General features: G+C 40.5%; 18 protein-coding genes. 14 read left to right on the top strand and 4 right to left on the bottom strand.

Annotated features, from left to right (window positions below):
- The first annotated feature begins 6 nt into the window (after positions 1 to 6).
- The 14 genes from pcaB to HMPREF0023_RS05195 all read left to right on the top strand — a co-directional run bounded on the left by pcaB (position 7) and on the right by HMPREF0023_RS05195 (position 15467).
- The gene (gene pcaB / locus HMPREF0023_RS05260) at positions 7 to 1362 is read left to right on the top strand and encodes a 3-carboxy-cis,cis-muconate cycloisomerase (RefSeq protein ID WP_008941378.1); all 1356 of its coding nucleotides are present in this window, start codon (positions 7 to 9) and stop codon (positions 1360 to 1362) included.
- Entirely contained in the window at positions 1359 to 2144 is a 786-nt protein-coding gene (pcaD, locus tag HMPREF0023_RS05255; protein WP_008941377.1) for a 3-oxoadipate enol-lactonase, read from the top strand. The genes pcaB and pcaD overlap by 4 nt, the downstream gene beginning before the upstream one ends.
- Positions 2145 to 2186: 42 nt before the next feature.
- Positions 2187 to 3539, top strand: a complete 1353-nt coding sequence (locus HMPREF0023_RS05250) for an MFS transporter (RefSeq protein WP_005082520.1) — start codon at positions 2187 to 2189, stop codon at positions 3537 to 3539.
- Positions 3540 to 3565: 26 nt separating this feature from the next.
- Positions 3566 to 3979: a 4-carboxymuconolactone decarboxylase gene (gene pcaC / locus HMPREF0023_RS05245; RefSeq protein ID WP_005082521.1), complete on the top strand. Its 414-nt coding sequence runs from the start codon at positions 3566 to 3568 to the stop codon at positions 3977 to 3979.
- Between the two features lie 10 nt (positions 3980 to 3989).
- Complete coding sequence (pcaH, locus tag HMPREF0023_RS05240; protein WP_005082522.1) at positions 3990 to 4715, top strand: protocatechuate 3,4-dioxygenase subunit beta; 726 nt, start codon at positions 3990 to 3992, stop codon at positions 4713 to 4715.
- A gap of 12 nt (positions 4716 to 4727) precedes the next feature.
- Positions 4728 to 5357, top strand: coding sequence for a protocatechuate 3,4-dioxygenase subunit alpha (gene pcaG / locus HMPREF0023_RS05235; protein WP_005089939.1), 630 nt, complete (start codon positions 4728 to 4730; stop codon positions 5355 to 5357).
- Positions 5358 to 5431: 74 nt separating this feature from the next.
- A complete protein-coding gene (gene aroD / locus HMPREF0023_RS05230; RefSeq protein WP_161401297.1) occupies positions 5432 to 6265 on the top strand; it encodes a type I 3-dehydroquinate dehydratase in 834 nt (277 codons plus the stop codon).
- 18 nt (positions 6266 to 6283) lie between these two features.
- Positions 6284 to 7744, top strand: a complete 1461-nt coding sequence (locus HMPREF0023_RS05225) for a right-handed parallel beta-helix repeat-containing protein (RefSeq protein WP_008941375.1) — start codon at positions 6284 to 6286, stop codon at positions 7742 to 7744.
- Positions 7745 to 7804: 60 nt separating this feature from the next.
- Positions 7805 to 9133, top strand: a complete 1329-nt coding sequence (locus HMPREF0023_RS05220) for a carbohydrate porin (RefSeq protein WP_008941374.1) — start codon at positions 7805 to 7807, stop codon at positions 9131 to 9133.
- A 16-nt stretch (positions 9134 to 9149) separates the two neighbouring features.
- Positions 9150 to 11573: a glucose/quinate/shikimate family membrane-bound PQQ-dependent dehydrogenase gene (locus HMPREF0023_RS05215; protein WP_008941373.1), complete on the top strand. Its 2424-nt coding sequence runs from the start codon at positions 9150 to 9152 to the stop codon at positions 11571 to 11573.
- Positions 11574 to 11728: 155 nt separating this feature from the next.
- A complete protein-coding gene (gene uraD / locus HMPREF0023_RS05210; RefSeq protein ID WP_017396345.1) occupies positions 11729 to 12229 on the top strand; it encodes a 2-oxo-4-hydroxy-4-carboxy-5-ureidoimidazoline decarboxylase in 501 nt (166 codons plus the stop codon).
- Positions 12229 to 12564, top strand: coding sequence for a hydroxyisourate hydrolase (gene uraH / locus HMPREF0023_RS05205; RefSeq protein WP_008941371.1), 336 nt, complete (start codon positions 12229 to 12231; stop codon positions 12562 to 12564). The genes uraD and uraH overlap by 1 nt, the downstream gene beginning before the upstream one ends.
- A gap of 47 nt (positions 12565 to 12611) precedes the next feature.
- Entirely contained in the window at positions 12612 to 13988 is a 1377-nt protein-coding gene (locus HMPREF0023_RS05200; protein WP_008941370.1) for a nucleobase:cation symporter-2 family protein, read from the top strand.
- Between the two features lie 183 nt (positions 13989 to 14171).
- Complete coding sequence (locus tag HMPREF0023_RS05195; protein WP_008941369.1) at positions 14172 to 15467, top strand: OprD family outer membrane porin; 1296 nt, start codon at positions 14172 to 14174, stop codon at positions 15465 to 15467.
- Positions 15468 to 15708: 241 nt separating this feature from the next.
- Here the strand turns inward: HMPREF0023_RS05195 and nadS are convergent, their stop codons facing one another.
- The 4 genes from nadS to HMPREF0023_RS05175 all read right to left on the bottom strand — a co-directional run bounded on the left by nadS (position 15709) and on the right by HMPREF0023_RS05175 (position 18524).
- On the bottom strand, positions 15709 to 15981 hold the full coding sequence (gene nadS, locus HMPREF0023_RS05190) for a NadS family protein (RefSeq protein ID WP_005082538.1): 273 nt from the start codon (positions 15979 to 15981) through the stop codon (positions 15709 to 15711).
- Positions 15974 to 16294: a type II toxin-antitoxin system RelE/ParE family toxin gene (locus HMPREF0023_RS05185; protein ID WP_008941368.1), complete on the bottom strand. Its 321-nt coding sequence runs from the start codon at positions 16292 to 16294 to the stop codon at positions 15974 to 15976. The genes nadS and HMPREF0023_RS05185 overlap by 8 nt, the downstream gene beginning before the upstream one ends.
- Before the next feature lie 180 nt (positions 16295 to 16474).
- Entirely contained in the window at positions 16475 to 17632 is a 1158-nt protein-coding gene (hpxO, locus tag HMPREF0023_RS05180; RefSeq protein WP_008941367.1) for an FAD-dependent urate hydroxylase HpxO, read from the bottom strand.
- A gap of 181 nt (positions 17633 to 17813) precedes the next feature.
- Positions 17814 to 18524, bottom strand: a complete 711-nt coding sequence (locus tag HMPREF0023_RS05175) for a FadR/GntR family transcriptional regulator (protein WP_017396344.1) — start codon at positions 18522 to 18524, stop codon at positions 17814 to 17816.
- Positions 18525 to 18646 lie beyond the last annotated feature (122 nt).

Genomic DNA, 18646 nt, shown 5'->3' with positions numbered 1-18646 from the left:
TGTGAAATGAGCCAGTTATATGCCAGCTTGTTTTATCAATCAGATGTGACCACTATTTTTAGTGATCGTTCTTTATTGAGTTATATGATCCAAGCTGAAGTGGCTTTGGCAAAAGCACAGGCTCAGGTCAATGTCATTCCTCGTGAAATGGCGACGATCATCGAACAAGTTGGGCAATCTGCTTTAACACAGATTGATTTTGATGCTTTGGTGGTTGCAACAGGTTTGGCTGGAAATATTGCTATTCCTTTTGTTAAGCAATTTACAGCCATTGTAAAGCAGCAAGATGAACAAGCTTCACGTTATGTGCACTGGGGCGCAACCAGTCAAGACATTATTGATACGGCAACGATTTTGCAGTGTCGTGATGCTTTAGCCATGATTGAAAAGCAACTTCAATCTGCATATCAAATTTCTTTGCAACAGGCTGAACGTTACCGTGACCAAGTGATGATTGGGCGTACATGGTTGCAGCAAGCTTTGCCGATTACATTAGGACATAAGTTTGCACGTTATGCAGCTGCATTAAAACGTGATCTCGATCGTTTACAGGCAATGAAAACTAGAGTGTTCACCGCCCAGCTTGGTGGTGCAGTAGGTTCATTAGCATCTTTGCAAAATCAAGGTTCTGCTGTAGTTGAAGCTTTTGCAGCCGAACTAGGACTTACGACGCCTGAATGCACTTGGCATGGCGAGCGTGATCGTATTGTAGAGATTGCTAGTCTGCTTGCCATGATCGTGGGCAATGTTGGCAAGATGGCAAAAGATTGGTCATTACTCATGCAGACTGAAATCGCTGAAGTTTATGAACCAACAGCAAAAGGGCGTGGTGGTTCATCGACAATGCCTCACAAGCGTAATCCTGTTGCAGCCGCTTCAATTCTTGCCGCTGCAAATCGCGTTCCAGCACTGATGGCTAGTGTTTATCAAAGCATGGTTCAAGACCACGAACGTGCTTTAGGTGCATGGCATGCGGAATGGTTGGCGATACCTGAAATTTTTCAGTTATGTGCTGGCGCATTAGAGCGAGCAAATGATGTGCTTGAGAATATGCAGGTTAATCCTGAAGCAATGCAACGTAATCTTGAATCTACACAAGGTTTGATCATGGCTGAAGCAGTCATGATGGCACTTGCTAGCAAGATTGGGCGTTTAAATGCTCACCATCTAGTTGAGCATGCATGTCAGCAAGCAGTCGCACAAGATACTCATTTAAAAAATATTGTATCGAATCTAGATGAAGTGAAAGAACATTTTTCAGTACAAGCCCTAGATGAGATTTTTAAGCCCGAGTCTTATTTGGGCAATATCCAAATGCAAATTGGTTCTGTTCTCAAAGCAGCTCAAGGAGATTCACAATGATGATCAACATTCATAATCGTCAAGGATATCAACTTGCTGTGCAAGTGCAGGGTCAGAAAGATGCCCCAGTGATTGTGTTTTCTAATTCACTTGGAACCGATCATGGGATGTGGCAACCACAAGTTGCGGCATTAACAGACCATTATCAAGTCGTGACTTACGATACGCGTGGTCATGGTATGAGCCGTGTGATTGAGCAAAGCACTTTGCAAAACCTTGCTGAAGATGTGGTGGATATTTTAGATGCGCTCAGGATTGATAAAGCACATTTCTGTGGAATATCAATGGGAGGCATCACTGGATTGTATCTCGCGATTCATCATTCAGATCGCTTTTTGAGTGTCACAATCGCAAATTCTGCCGCAAAAATAGGAACTGCTGAAGCATGGAATAATCGTGCGGACAGTGTAGAGCAACACGGTTTGGCAGAGCTTGTTAAAACCACACATACTCGTTGGTTTAGTGAGCATTTTGATTATGCTCATGATGTTTTAGCACAGAAAACCATTCAAAGTTTAGCTGTTACACCTGCGCAAGGGTATGCCAATGCATGTCGTGCTTTGGCAGGGGCAGATCTAAGAGATCAACTTCAACAGATTCATATCCCAACTTTAATTATTGCTGGTCAATTTGATCCAGTAACGACGGTTCAAGATGCTGCTTTTATGCATCAGTCTATTTCACAAAGCCAGATTGAGATTTTGGCAGCTTCTCATTTATCGAATATCGAGCAACCTCAAGTCTTTAATCAAGCATTGTCTAAGTTTATTCAGAAAATATAACCAGTTCAGGTTAGAAAGGAACTCGCCTACAAGGAGGCAACTATGGCACAGGAATTTGCTGCTCCCCAAAATAGTATGGATGCACAGAAACTGATTGATCATGCACCAATCAGTAAATATCAGTGGTTAATCGCAATTGTTTGTTTTCTCATCGTTTTTGTGGACGGAATTGATACTGCTGCGATGGGTTTTATTGCTCCGGCATTAACACAGGATTGGGGAATTGATCGCTCACAGCTTGGACCCGTAATGAGTGCAGCTTTAGGCGGGATGATTATTGGTGCATTAGTATCAGGTCCCACAGCCGATCGTTTTGGCCGCAAGATTGTATTGATCGTTTCCATGCTGATTTTTGGAGGCTTTACGCTTGCTTCTGCCTACGCAACGAATTTGGATCAGTTGGTGGTATTGCGTTTTTTAACGGGTATTGGTCTGGGTGCTGCGATGCCAAATGCAACCACATTATTCTCTGAATATTGCCCAACGCGTGTACGGTCTTTAATGGTGACCTGTATGTTCTGTGGCTACAACTTGGGGATGGCAACGGGTGGTTTCATTAGTAGCTGGCTTATTCCCAATTATGGTTGGCATAGTTTGTTTTTGTTAGGCGGATGGACACCATTGTTTTTAATGCTTCTGGTGATTTTTTTCTTACCTGAGTCTTATCGCTTCTTAATTGTAAAAAATAAGAATCCTGAGAAAGTACGTCGAATTTTAACGCACATTGCACCATCACAAGTTCAAGGTGTAACGGAATTCCACATCCCAGAAGAGCAATCAAATGTAGCTCAGAAAAAGAGTGTATTTGGCATGTTGTTTTCAAAACAATTTTCCAAAGGCACCGTTTTATTGTGGTCAACCTATTTTATGGGGTTGGTGGTGATTTATCTACTGACCAGTTGGTTACCGACCTTAATGCGTGAAACTGGGGCGACCTTGGAACGCGCTGCATTTATCGGTGGTTTGTTCCAATTTGGTGGTGTACTCAGTGCTTTATTTATCGGTTGGGCAATGGATCGCTTTAATCCTAATCGAATTATTGCAGGCTTTTATTTTGCCGCAGGTTTATTTGCGATTGCAGTCGGTCAAAGCTTAGCAAATCCAACATTGCTTGCTGTTTTAGTTCTCTGCGCAGGTATTGCGATTAATGGCGCGCAATCAGCAATGCCAGCTTTAAGTGCTCGTTTTTATCCTACCCAATGTCGTGCAACAGGCATTGCATGGATGACAGGTATTGGTCGTTTCGGTGCTGTGTTTGGTGCTTGGATTGGCGCAGTGTTACTTGGGAATAATTGGTCGTTCACTATGATTTTAAGCATGTTGTTTATTCCAGCAACGGCTGCTGCTGTGGCGATCTTTGTGAAATCTCTAGTTGCGCATACGGATGCAACCTAACTTTCTTTCAATTCGGGACAACGTCAATGAATGATGAACAACGTTATCAACAAGGTCTGAAAGTCCGTACAGAAGTACTGGGTGAAAAACATGTCGGGCGTTCTTTAGAGAACCTGAATGACTTTAACCAAGATTTTCAGAATTTTATTAGTCGATTTGCTTGGGGGGAAGTGTGGTCACGTGACGGTTTACCACGCCATACCCGCAGTTTAGTCACCATTGCCATTTTATTGGCATTGGGGCGAGAAGATGAACTTAGGATGCATTTACGTGCTTGTTTTAACAACGGCGTGACTAAAGATGAACTTAAAGAACTGATTTTACATAGTTCATTGTATGCAGGCTTACCCGCTGCAAATGCTGCAATGCACTTGGCTGAAGACGTCTTTAAAGAAATTGGAATCGAAGTGCAACCCGTTTCGGCACAACCACAGGATTAAGGAGATAGGCATGTTAAATCATACATTAGGTGCGTATCCGCAACGTAATACAGATGATCACCCACCAGCATATACACCGGGTTATAAAACCAGTGTATTACGCTCACCAAAAAATGCGTTGATCTCTATCAATGAAACTTTGACAGAAGTCACTTCACCGCATTTTTCACCGAATCTTTTTGGTCCTAAAGACAATGATTTGATTTTGAATTATGCCAAAGAGGGTTTACCTGTTGGCGAGCGAATTATTGTGCATGGTTATGTGCGTGATCAGTTTGGTCGCCCTGTTAAAAATGCCTTATTAGAAGTATGGCAGGCCAATGCTTCAGGTCGTTATCGTCATCCGAATGATAAGTTCATCGGAGCGATGGATCCGAATTTTGGTGGTTGTGGTCGTACTTTAACTGATGAAAATGGGTTCTATATTTTCCGTACCATTAAACCAGGTCCATATCCGTGGCGTAACCGTATCAATGAATGGCGTCCAGCGCATATTCATTTCTCATTAATTGCGGATGGCTGGGCGCAACGTTTAATTTCGCAGTTCTATTTTGAAGGCGATACATTGATTGACTCTTGTCCAATTTTGAAAACGATCCCATCTGAAGATCAACGTCGTGCCTTAATTGCGTTGGAAGACAAAAACAATTTCATTGAATCAGATAGCCGTTGTTACCGCTTTGATATTCATCTTCGTGGTCGTCGTGCGACTTATTTTGAAAATGATTTGACTTAATGGAGTAACACAATGAACGCGTGGAATTTTCAGGAATTGAAAGAAACCCCATCACAAACAGGTGGTCCTTATGTACATATTGGTTTGTTACCACAGCAAGCCAATATCGAAGTGTTTGAACACAATTTTAACAATCAGTTGGTGAGTGAAAAAACGCAAGGTCAGCGTATTCGTCTTGAAGGACAAGTATTTGACGGACTAGGTTTGCCATTAAGAGACGTGTTGTTGGAAATTTGGCAAGCCGATGCCAACGGTGTTTACCCAAGTCAAGCCGATACGCAAGGTAAGGCTGTTGATCCAAACTTTTTAGGTTGGGGACGTACAGGGGCAAACTTTGAAACAGGTTTCTGGAGTTTCAACACCATCAAACCGGGTGCAGTAGCAGGTCGTAAAGGCACAAACCAAGCGCCGCATATTGCGGTGGTTGTATTTGCGCGTGGCATTAATCTTGGTTTGCATACTCGTATTTATTTTGATGATGAAGTTGAAGCAAATGCCAATGATCCGATTCTAAACAGTATTGAATGGGCGACTCGTCGTCAAACCTTAATTGCCAAACGCACAGAAGTGGATGGTGAAGTGGTGTATCGCTTTGATATTCGTATTCAAGGCGAAGATGAAACTGTGTTTTTTGATATTTAAATTTTAAGTGCACAACGAATGATTGCTTGCTCTTTGGAAAGACAGGCAATCCATTAAGGAAGATGGTGATGAAAATGAAAACACTGGCAGCATTAACACTGCTTGTTAGCCCTTTATTTACGGTTCAAATGGTACAGGCACAAGAAAATGTTCATAGCCCAGTTCAATTAGCTGAGCTTGCTAAGTCACCAGTTAAAACGATTGTACCGATTACTGCAAAAACTAAAGAACAAGCGATTGCTCAAGCTAAAGTGATTGCAGCCAATCAAGATGCAGATCTAGCAGAATTTCGTATTGATCTGCTCGATTTTGCTGCTGATACCAAACAGGTAATTGCTTTAGGACACGAATTAAAAAAGGTATTAGGCAATAAACCAGTGATCGCGACCATTCGTACCCATAACGAAGGTGGTCAACTCAACATTAGTGATGTTGATTATGGCAAGACCTATCAAGCCTATTTAAAACAACCATTCATGGACATGTTGGATGTTGAAATGTTCCGTGATCAGCAGGTCGTCAAAAATATAGTTCAATTGGCACATGATAAAAAAGTACTGATCGTGATGTCGAATCATGATTTTAAGAAAACGCCAAGTGAAGATGAAATTGTTAAACGTTTACTGCAACAAGATGAGCTTGGTGCAGATATTTTAAAAATCGCAGTGATGCCGCAAAACAAACAAGATGTTTTCTCCTTGATGAATGCCACCTTAAAAGTTAGCCAACTTTCAAATAAACCATTGCTGACGATGTCGATGGGCAAACTCGGCACCATTTCAAGAATTGCGACAGCCAATATGGGGGGGAGTTTTAGCTTCGGCATGATTGGTGAAGCATCAGCACCCGGTCAAATTGATGTGACCCAACTGAAACAGTTGTTAAAAACAGTTCAGCCAACAGAATAATTGAAAAGGATTTTTACAATGAAAGTTATTTCTTTACGTTTAAGCACGCTTGCAATCGGTTTAGCAGTATCTGGTATGGCAGCAGCTGAAACCTACATCGTAGACCGTTATCAGGACGATACTGAAAAAGGTTCACTCCGTTGGGCGATTGAACAAGCCAATAGCAAGCCGACACAAACCAGTGAAATTTTGATTCAAGCAGTTGGTCAAGCACCGTATGCAATCAAGGTAAATAGCCCACTTCCTGAAATTAAAGCACCTGTCAAAATCATTGGTACACAATGGGCAAAAACAGGCGAGCATATTGTCATTGATGGTTCAAACTATATTAAAGGTCGTGGCGTTGAAGCGTGTCCCGGCGCTGTAGAAGGGCAATATGGGACCAATGTACGTACAACCACTTTACCGGGAATTGTGTTACGTGACATCAATGGTGTGACCATACAAGGTTTAGAAATTCGTCATTTCTGTATTGGTATTTTGATGAATCGTGCCAGCAATAACCTGATTCAACATAACCGCATTATGCACAACTATGGTGGTGCGGGCGTGATGTTGACAGGTGATGATGGTAAAGGCAATCCAACAGCAACCACCACCAATAACAATAAAGTCCTCAATAATTATTTCCAAGACAATGGTGATGGCTTAGAGCTAACTCGTGGTGCTGCATTTAATTTAGTTGCGAATAACCATTTTATTTCAACTTCTGCAAATCCAGAGCCATCTCAAGGAATTGAAATCCTTTGGGGCAATGACAATGCGGTTGTGGGAAATAAATTTGAAAATTATTCGGATGGTTTACAGATTAATTGGGGTAAACGCAATTACATTGCTTATAACGAACTGACCAATAACTCATTAGGATTTAACCTAACGGGTGATGGTAATATTTTAGATAGCAACAAAATTCATGGTAATCGTATTGGAATTGCGATTCGCTCTGAAAAAGATGCTAATGCACGTATTACATTAACAAAAAATCAAATTTGGAATAATTCAAAGGATATTAAACGCTGTGAAGCAGGCGGCAGCTGTGAACCAAGCCAACGTTTAGGTGCAATCACTTTTGATATTCCGGGCTTAGAGCATGCACATTTTGTTGGTTCTCGTGGGCATGGTGTCAAGATTGATCCTGAAAACTTACAAAAAACTTGTCAGCAACCAAATCAACAAGGCTGTAATCCAAAACCGAATCAAGCCATTCAAGCACCAAAACTTACCCTCTCAAAAGGGCAACTTGTTGTTGAGGTAAAAGGACGACCAAATCAGCGTTATCAAGTCGAATTTTTTGGAAACTCGGTAGCAAGTTCAAATGAAGCCGAGTTCTATTTAGGTTCAGTGATTGCTGTTACCAACGCTCAAGGTGTTGCAACAGTTTCATGGAAACCAACTGCTCAAGTTGCCTCCATAACCGCCAATGTGACGGATCATTTAGGCGCTACATCTGAACTGAGTTCAGCCGTGCGAGTCAAATAACAATAAAAGTAGCACCTTTCATAAGGTGCTACATAGATTAGAAAGACAAGGAATTTATCGATGAAACAGTATTTATTTTTATTTAAAACGACGTTACTGACATTTTCAATTTTATCTGTACAGCATGCTTTAGCAGATCAACCATGGTCACAAGATCGTCAATGGTTATTGGGTGATTGGAATGGACAACGCCAACAGCTAGAAAAAGAGGGTTATAAATTTACCACATCGATTATGAGTCAATCAGCAACCAATTTGGATGGTGGCTACAATGATGACAATGCCTTTAAAAATGCAGCGCAATTATCTTTAGGTGCAAATTTTGACTTAGAAAAAATTGCAGGGTGGAAAGACACGACCGCTAATATCTTGATCACTAAACGAGATGGTAATGCCTTAACTTTAGATCGTATTAAAGATCCACGTTCAAGTGCTTTGGGAAATAGCCAAGAAATATATGGACGCGGCAAAATCTGGCGTTTATCACAAGCATGGATTAAAACCGGTTTTGCAGATAATTCAGTCCAATTCAAAATCGGTCGTATGGGCATGTCTGAGGACTTCAATGGTTCTCAATGTGAATTCCAAAACTTATTACTATGCGGTAGCCAACTCGGGAAATCGATCGGCTCGATTTGGTACAACCTACCTGTTGGATTGTGGGGCGCAAATGTGAAATACCAGTTTGCACCTGAGTGGACGCTCGGTGTAGGTGTTTATGAAGTTAATCCTGATAACGTTAAAACCGATAAAAACAGTGATGGGTTTAACTTGGATATGAATAACGTCAAAGGGGCAACTATACCAGTAGAGCTGGCTTGGAAACCTAAACTGGCAGCATTTAATGGTTTGGCAGGTGAATACAAAATAGGGGCACTTTATTCAACTGCTGAAGCGAATGACATCGCGATTGCAGATAAAGTGCATGATGGTAAACATAGCTTTTGGCTGAATGCGCAACAACAATTGACACAGAACGGTGATGATCCAAAGCGTGGTTTGTATGCCAGTGTTAATGTCGTGGTAAACGATAAAGAAACAACAGCAGTTCGAAGTACGCAACAACTTGCACTTTGGTACAAGGGACCATTTGATAGTCGCCCAAATGATTCAATTGGTTTGGGTATTGCAAACTATCTAGTCAATGATCGTTATAAAGATCGTCAAATCGATATCAATCATAGTCGTGGTTACGATCAATATGATGCATTCGCAGCAGATTATGTTCCTGTTCAACGAGATGAGCTCAATGTTGAATTGAACTATACCTATCAATGGTCACCAGCTGTCATGTTACGACCAAATCTACAATATATCCATCAGCCTGCTGGTGTGAAAGAGGTGGATGATGCTTGGGTTGCTGGATTGAGCATGCGAGTGAATTTCTAATTTAGGAGTATGACCCATGTCAGAGTCTACCAATAGCCATACCATATTAAAGATATGGTGTTTTATTTTAGGTCTCGCCTTATTGCTTACTGGGCTATTTTTCACCATTGGTGGTGGAAAGCTGATTGCTCTAGGCGGTTCATGGTATTTCATGATTGCAGGTTTATTCACCCTAGCATCTGCGATTTTTATTTTTAAGAAGAAAGCTCTCGGTGTTTGGTTATTTAGTCTTGTTTTTATCGGCACGATTATTTGGTCATTAATTGATGCAGGTTGGGAGTTTTGGCCATTATTTTCGCGTCTAATGTTCCCAGCAGGTATTTTTGCTGCATTGATGTTTACCTTGCCATCGATTCGCCGTTACCAATTCCAATCTAGCATAGATTTACCTGCTTATAGCTTGGGCATATTAACTGTATTTGGAATGATGGTTGGTTTTTATCAAATGTTTCAGCCGCATCCAACGGTTACTGCATCTGGACAGCAATTACCATTGGTACCTGTTGAAACGGATATGAAGCAAACCAATTGGCAAAATTATGGTCAAGATGCAGGTGGTAGCCGTTTTGCAGCTTTAGATCAAATTACCCGTGACAATGTACATCAGTTAAAAGAAGCGTGGCGCTTTCGTACAGGTGACTTTACAACGGGTTCAGGCAATGGCGCTGAGGATCAAATGACGCCTTTGCAAGTTGGAAATAAAGTTTTTTTATGTACACCACATAACAATATTTTTGCTTTAGAAGCAGATTCTGGTAAACAAATCTGGAAGGCGGAGGTTAACTCCAAAGCCGATGCTTGGGAGCGTTGTCGTGGAGTTGCTTATTTTGATACAACCCAGCCATTACAACAGCCGACTCTAGCTGGGGCCACACCAGTAAAAGCAGTTGCAAATAATACCGCATGTTTACGTCGAGTTTATACCAATACACCAGATGGGCGTTTAATCGCTGTCAATGCGGATACGGGAGAGCGTTGTAAAGATTTTGGTGTGAATGGAACGGTTGATTTGCACAAAGGTCTAGGTGAGGGCACCAAAGCACCGCGTTTCCAAGTCACTTCAGCTCCAACAGTGGCAGGATCAGTCTTAGTTATAGGTAGTCGTATTGCTGATAACTTTGCAGCAGACATGCCGGGTGGGGTAATCCGTGCATACGATGTCATTACAGGTGAATTGCGTTGGGTATTTGATCCACGTAATCCTGATCCAAATTATATGCTCAAAGAAGGCGAAGTATATAAGCGTAGTTCTGCTAACGCATGGGCTGCATTATCTTATGACCCTGAGATGAATACCGTATTTTTGCCAATGGGTAGCTCATCTGTTGATGTCTGGGGCGGGAATCGTCAACCACTCGATCATAAATACAACTCATCTGTATTGGCTTTAGATGCAACCACGGGTAAAGAAAAATGGGTTTATCAAACCGTACATAATGATTTATGGGATTTTGATTTACCGATGCAACCGAGTCTTGTGGACTTCCCTATGAAGGACGGAACCAATCAGCCTGCGGTGGTGATTGGAACAAAATCAGGTCAGTTCTTTGTTCTTGATCGATTAACAGGAAAACCTTTAACAAAAGTGATTGAGCAACCTGTTAAACCCGCCAATATTCCTGATGAACAATATAGTGCAACGCAACCGCGCTCAGTGGAGATGCCACAAATCGGCAATCAAACTTTGACTGAGTCAGATATGTGGGGTGCAACGCCATTTGATCAATTGATGTGCCGTATTAGCTTTAAATCTATGCGTTACGAAGGTTTATTTACCGCACCAGGAACAGATATTTCACTCAGCTTCCCAGGTTCTTTAGGTGGGATGAATTGGGGAAGTATCGCGTTTGATCCAAGTCATCAATATATGTTTGTGAATGATATGCGTCTGGGTTTATGGATTCAGTTGATTAAACAAACACCTGAAGATTTGGCACTTGAAGCAAGTGGTGGAGAGAAAGTCAATACTGGAATGGGCGCCGTTCCAATGAAAGGGACACCTTATAAAGTAAATAAAGATCGTTTTTGGTCTAAATTCAATATCCCATGCCAAAAACCACCGTACGGTACAATGACCGCGATTGATATGCGGACACGTCAAATTGCTTGGCAAGTACCAATGGGAACAGTCGAAGATACAGGACCTATGGGCATCAAAATGGGGCTTAAAGCACCAATTGGAATGCCAACGATTGGAGGGCCAATGGCAACCCAAGGTGGTTTAGTATTCTTTGCTGCGACTCAAGACTACTATTTAAGAGCGCTTGATTCATCAACAGGGAAAGAGTTATGGAAATCTCGTTTACCAGTCGGTAGCCAAGGTACGCCGATTAGTTATGTTTCACCTAAAAATGGTAAACAGTATGTGATGATCACAGCAGGCGGTGCACGACAATCTCCTGATCATGGTGATTATGTGATTGCATATAGCCTAGATTAAGTTCAATTCAATCTTTAAAAAGCTGCAATAGGTTAACTGTTGCAGCTTTTTTTATTTTACGATTCAAACATTATATTCTTAAATTGGCACATTCATTGCTTAATATAAATAGATCTGGTCTGACCAGTCTGACATTGGTGCAAGTTGGAGCAAACATGGATTTGGAACAATTCAATTCATTAAATAATGAGCAAGCATTTGAAGCATTAAAACCATGCGTTCATATTCAATCATGGATTCAGAGCATTATTCAGCAACGGCCTTTTGGTTCAGTTGATGAGTTATATCAAACGGCTGCTTTACAGGCTCAAACATGGCAATGGTCAGAAATATCAGAAGCGCTTGCACAACATCCACGAATTGGTGAAAAAAAAGCTGCCATGACTTTATCGGAAAGAGAGCAGCAGTTTTCACAAAAAGAACAGGCTCAGCTTGGTGCAGATCAAGAGATTCAACAAGCACTGTATCAGGGCAATTTAGCTTATGAACACAAATTTGGTCATATTTTTTTAATTCGTGCTGCAGGGCGTTCAGGAACTGAAATGCTCGCAGAACTTAATCGACGTTTAGAAAACTCAGTTGAGTTGGAGCAGTTCGAAGTCAAACAACAACTCAGTGAAATCGCGTTAATTCGTTTAAAGCAGGAGATTCAATAATGGCGGGTATAAGTACACACATCCTAAATGCTTCATTGGGTAAACCTGCTGCGGGGGTTTTCGTTGAATTATTTAAGCAAACTTCCCAAGGTGATGTGTCGGTAGATAAACAACTAACCGATGCGGATGGTCGTATTAAAGCATTCGCTATTGATTCATTTACACCAGGCAATTATCAGCTAATTTTCTACATTGCCGATTACTTTCAATCTATGGAGGTTGAAAGCTTTTATCCGAGAGTATGTATCGATTTTAAGGTAAGCGAAATTCAACAACATTATCACGTGCCTTTATTGATCAGCCCATTTTCTTATTCCACCTATCGCGGTAGTTAATGACTCGCGATGTAGAAAGTATAAATTTTTATTGAGGAAAGGCCACCATGCACAACGATAAAATGCACAGTGAACCTCGTGCAACCGTTTCAGCGGAACATCAATATTTAGGAATGAATAAAAACATCATTTATGGACTGCAACATGTGCTGACGATGTATGGTGGAATTATTGCGCCACCCATCATTATTGGCGCTGCCGCAGGTTTAGAAGCCTCGGAAATAGGTTTGTTGGTTGCTGCTGCGCTGTTTGTTGGAGGCATTGCAACAATGTTACAAACCTTGGGCTTTAAGCATTTCGGTGCAAAACTGCCGATTGTTCAAGGAGTCTCTTTTGCTGGTGTTGCAACAATTTTGGCAATTGTCACCACAGGTGGAGGATTAGCTTCAGCATTTGGCGCAGTCATTGTTGCATCATTGATTGGTTTATTACTGGCACCATTCTTTTCAAAAATTATTCGTTTTTTCCCTCCAGTGGTGACTGGCTGTGTAATTACGATGATTGGTATTTCTTTACTGCCCGTTGCGATTCGTTGGATGATGGGTGGTAATCCAAAAGCCGAAAATTGGGGCGATCCAGCAAATATTGGTTTAGCTGCGATGACTTTAGCGATTGTCATTATTTTCAGTATGTTAAAAAGTCAGTTAATGCGTCGTCTGGCGATTTTAATGGCGATTGTATTAGGTACGATTATCGCTTCATTGGCTGGTTTTGCAGATTTTTCCAAAGTTGCTAGCGGTTCAGTGTTCGCTTTTCCTCACATCTTCCATTTCGGCATGCCAGTATTTGAATTTACTGCCATTCTTTCTATGGTGATCGTAACCTTAGTCATTATGACTGAAACTACAGCAGACATTATTGCAATTGGTGAAATTGTTGGAAGCAAAGTTGATTCTAAACGAATTGGAGACGGTCTACGCGCTGATATGTTATCTAGTGCAGTTGCCCCAATTTTTGGTTCGTTTATGCAAACCGCATTTGCACAAAATGTGGGGTTAGTTGCAATTACAGGGATTAAAAGCCGTTTTGTGGTGGCAACCGCTGGTGGGATTCTTGTGGTACTTGGACTATTACCAATCGTTGGGCGTTTAGTGGCTGCTATTCCAATGCCAGTATTAGGTGGAGCAGGTATTGTGTTGTTTGGTACAGTGGCTGCAAGTGGCATCCGTACATTGGCAAAAGTAGATTATAACGATCATAAAAATCTGATTATTGTGGCAACCTCATTGGCAATCGGTATGATTCCAATTGCAAACCATGAATTTTATGCTCAATTCCCCAAATGGGTAAGTACGCTATTACATTCTGGAATTAGTTCAGCGTGTATTACTGCCATTTTGCTCAATATTTTATTTAATCATTTACCGTTCACCAAGAAATCTGTGGAAACAACCACATTACCTGTTAATTCTGGCCACTCATAACCGTATTGAGGTGGCTTGATTTTCTAAATCCATCACACGTTTTAAACATCAACCATTAAAAATTACTTATTCATTTTTGAATAGGTCTAGGGGAGCTTTTGCTTTGTAAATGCAAAGGTTGGGGGCTTTGACGACTTAAAAATGAATTGAGTTGATTTTTAAATGAATCATTAGGGGAATATTATGAAAAATTTTACTTTGAAATCTGTAACTCTGCTTATCGCAATGGGGAGCATGGGCCAAGTTTGGGCTGCGGATACGAGCTTGAATGGGCTGTTTAATTTAGGGCAAGACTGCAAAGTGCAAGATAATTCAGTTAAATCCGTACAAGAAATGCTGGGTTGTGGAGCGATACATGGCACAGTTAAAACAGCTTATTATTCTTTGAATAATGGTTATTTTGTCAATAATCTCAATCAAGATACAGTTTCCATTGGTGGTTATATTAGATATGAAACAGCGCCATTTTACGGCGTACAAGCAGCCATTGGTTATGATCTGCAACGTCGTTTAGATGAAAAAAATAAAAATGATGAAGTATCTGAGTTAAAAGAAGATCGTGATGGTTTAGCAGAAGCCTATGTGACTTGGAAAAATGATTTCGCACGGGTGACGATCGGTAATCAGCGTCTTAATTTACCATTTATGGGGGATTATGCAGATCGGCGTATTTTAATGGCTTTGTACCAAGCTGCGGATCTCCAAGTGGGAAATAACACAGACTTTATACGCCTAACCAAAGTCAATAAATTTAAAAGTTATGCTGATGATGAATTTACCAAAACCACACGTCAAAATCCTAATACTCAATCAGATGGTGTGTGGTCAGTTGGTGCTGGTAAGAGTTTTGATATCGCCGAAGATAAGAAGCTTAAAGCCCAATTTTGGTATCAAGACTATGATGATTACACGCGTTTGATTTATACCCAAGCAGATTTGTCTTTGCCAAAATTGAATTATTCGCCAGAGTTTTCTATGCAATATATTGCGGGTAGAGATCAAGGGAAAGCTTTGGCTGGAGAGGTTGATAGCCAAATCTTTGGTGTTCAGGCAGCGTTTAAAGTTTTGCCAAAAGCAAGTTTGAAAGTGGCCTATAACTATATCAAACCAGATAGCGAAAGTTATCTAAATGGTGCTTTATTGACGCCATACGCTACTAAAACTTCTTCAGGTGAAATTTTCGCACAACCATTTTTTACCAGTACTCAGGATCTAGGTGCAGGGAATGCTTTTATGACGTCCTTGGAAGGAAAGCTCACAGATCAAGTGATTGCGGGTGCTCGATATTCTTTTATGGATTTGAAAGAGGCCGATCATGTTGCGAGTCGTAATCAGTCTGAGTATATGGTTTTTGGAATTTATAATTTTACAGGCGCTTTAAAAGGATTTAGTGTGAGTAACTTCTTTGGTATCCAAACTTCACCACGTTATGAAAAAGACTTTTTACAAAATCGATTTACATTGAGCTATAAGTTTTAAAGTCTGCTTTATTCCAATTGCCTATTTCAGCTTTGTGAAACCTGTTTTTTTAATATGCTTTCCGTACTTAAAACAGCCAAGCGGGATCACCATATGTTTGATGAAACCTTCAATCCTGCTGAATTAGAAAGTTTTGGTTTTCGATAGCTTAACTTCGTATAAGGTGTACTAGCCCAAATTTGACCTGATAGGCACATGAAAAAATGGATAACTGTCAGATCGGGTTTGGGCTAGTAACAATTTAAATCAGGCTCGGATGTGCATCTAGAATACGAATCAGGGTTGCTGCTGGCCCTGTTGGATAGCGTCTGCCTTGTTCCCAGTTCTGAAGTGTACGAGGGCTAATATGCAAACGTGCAGCAAATTCTGTTTGGCTCAAGCCTGTTTTCTCACGAACTTCTTTAATATCAGGAAGAGTCAGCTCGGTCACTCGACTTGCTTTAACTTCATTACGTTTAATAGCTCCTGCTTCTTTGATCGAAGCAACGAGGTCATCAAATAAGTTATTATCCATGAAATTGCTCCTTTACAAGTTGACATAGGATAGCGGTCTCTTTATCAGTTAGGTTTTCTTTAACAGATTTAGGGTAAGCCAATAGCATAAATATCTGATCATCTTCAGTGATCCAGTAATAAATTACTCGAATGCCACCACTTTTTCCTTTACTGCCTTGGGCACAACGTACTTTACGAATTCCACCACCATTTTTAATGAGATCTCCCTTATCTGGCTGAACTAAAAGTTCTTGTTGGAGTTCTCTATATTCATCATCAGAGACAAGCTCTTTGATTTGTTTGGTAAAAATACTGGTTTCAATAAATAGCATGTCGTCGGTACGTCAATGGCGTATTTTTATTGTAGTGAATATCGTGAAAAAAAGCCAGTTACTAAGTTGGTAATGATCAATAGCTAAAGATTCTCATAAGCTATTTTATAAAAATTACTTGATTAAATTATTCAAATAAAAAAAGCCCCCATTGAAGGGGGGAGTTAAAACTGTATGTTATTAATCTAAAGGATTTCCTACAATATTGCTAATAATTCCTTGCATGATGTGTGAACCTTGTTCTGTATAGAGTGATTGATACCACTCTTCAGTCACTTTTTGATCTTTCATATGCGTTACATCACAACGCTTACGAGCACGTAATACCATTTCTTTGGTTCGGTCATTACGTTTGTTCTGGTATCGTTCTAGTGCATCACTTAGCCCAAAAGTATTTATTTGCAAAGCACGTGCCAAGTAAATAGCATCTTCCATTGCTTGGCAACCACCTTGCCCAATGTCTGGGGTTGTACTGTGTGCTGCATCGCCAAGTAAAACGACACGACCTTTATAAAAACTCATAAAAGGTTCAATATCATGGATTTCAACGCGATTGGTTTTTTGTTCATCCAAACAATCAATCAGTTGATGCACAGGTGAACACCAATCTTTGAAATATTTTTTCAGCTCAGTTTTATATTGATCACGTTGATTGGGTAGACCTGCTTCTATAGGCACATCAAAAAAGAAATAGAAACGATTTTGTGCTACAGGCATAAGGGAGACACGTTTTCCTTCACCGACATAGGTTGTCCATTGTTGCGCCGGTGCAATTTTTTCATCGATTTGAACCAGTCCATTCCAATTGACATAACCAGCATAACGCCGTTCAACTTGATGGCCGAGTACAAACTTACGTGTGATGGAGTGGGTTCCATCCGCACCAATTAATAGATCAGCTTGAATCTCGGAACCATCGGCAAAACGAATGCTGACATATTCAGACTGATTTTCAATCTCGGTCATTCTCATGCCTAGTTTAATATTTTCTAAGCCAAATGTTTCCATGAGCAGGCGTTGTAAATCTGCACGTGCAACAGGGTAGGCACGTTGTCCAACTTCTTTGTATAAAGGAGTTAAACTAAATTGAGTCATGGTTTGACAAGTGAGACCATCGATATAGGAAAGAGACTCCATTTCTCCGCCTAAAGCTTGAATTTGATCAGTCAAACCAAGGTAATTTAGACATTTTACGCCGTTCGACCATAGTGATATTGCTGCGCCTACCGGTAAAATTTCTGCTGCTTGTTCATAAATCGTGACCTGATGTCCAAATTTTTTTAAAGCGATACCAGCAGTTAAACCGCCCATACCTGCACCTACAATCGCAATATTCATTGTTCAGACCCTAGTATTCAAAATGATAAAATTTCTAATGAGTCTTAAGCGAGAATTGTGCCAATTTTATTTAGTGGTTTAACAGGTCATACCAGTTATTTTGCGCTATGAAGAAGCGGAAATAGGATGGGTGTTTCGATGTGGTTCAAAGTTTGAGTTAAAGTGGTGCATGGGTATTTTATCAAGACTCATGACGAGAAAAATAAACACCAGCACGTTGAGCAGCGCCAATAATATGTGCCTGCATTGCCTTTTCAGCCGCTAAAGCATCTTGTTTAAAGAGTGCCTGTAAAATCGCATCATGTTCTTTTATGGTTTTAAATGCTAAATTTGGTTGAACAAAAGGAAGAATCTGACTTTTCTTAATCCATTCATTATGCATTTTAAGTGTTTGAATGATCGACTGATTATGACTTAAATCAATGATATGTTGATGAAATGCATAATCAAATTCAGAAGCAGCTTGCCAATTTTGTTGCAAAATTGCATTTGAGAGCGCTTCATAGTGTTGTTTTAAAATCAATTTATCTTGTTCAGTTAGGTATTCACATGCCAGCAGGGCGCAAAACCCTTCAAGTACGTAGCGTAATTGATAAAAATCTTTTAAAGAAATGCGATGTTCACCTTCCCATTGTTCTGCTGCTTTACTGTGTTGTGAGATGACATACACCCCTTTACCAGCCTTGATTTCTAATAGACCTAAAGCGGCAAGGCGGGTCAAAGCTTCACGCAGAGAAGCGCGGCTAATTCCTAATTGCGTGGCAAGATCACGTTGGGAGGGTAATGTAGAGCCAATTGCATAAGTACCTTCCTGAATGCGTTGATGAATGATTTCCACAGCTTGCTCAGTCACCTGAGATGATTTTCCATTGAGCATTGCTTGTGGACTCATAAACATCGTTTCCGAAAAATAAAAATGAACAATTTGATTCTACACAAAATTCATAAATTTAAATTGCTTCAAAGCTAAAAATAGATAATTATTTACAACAGGTCAGACCAGTTGGACTGGAT

The sequence above is a fragment of the Acinetobacter sp. ATCC 27244 genome, assembly GCF_000156555.1.
GTDB classification, from domain to species: domain Bacteria; phylum Pseudomonadota; class Gammaproteobacteria; order Pseudomonadales; family Moraxellaceae; genus Acinetobacter; species Acinetobacter haemolyticus.
Note: the sequence above shows the minus strand (reverse complement) of the source record. Positions and strands in the feature narration are given on the sequence as shown.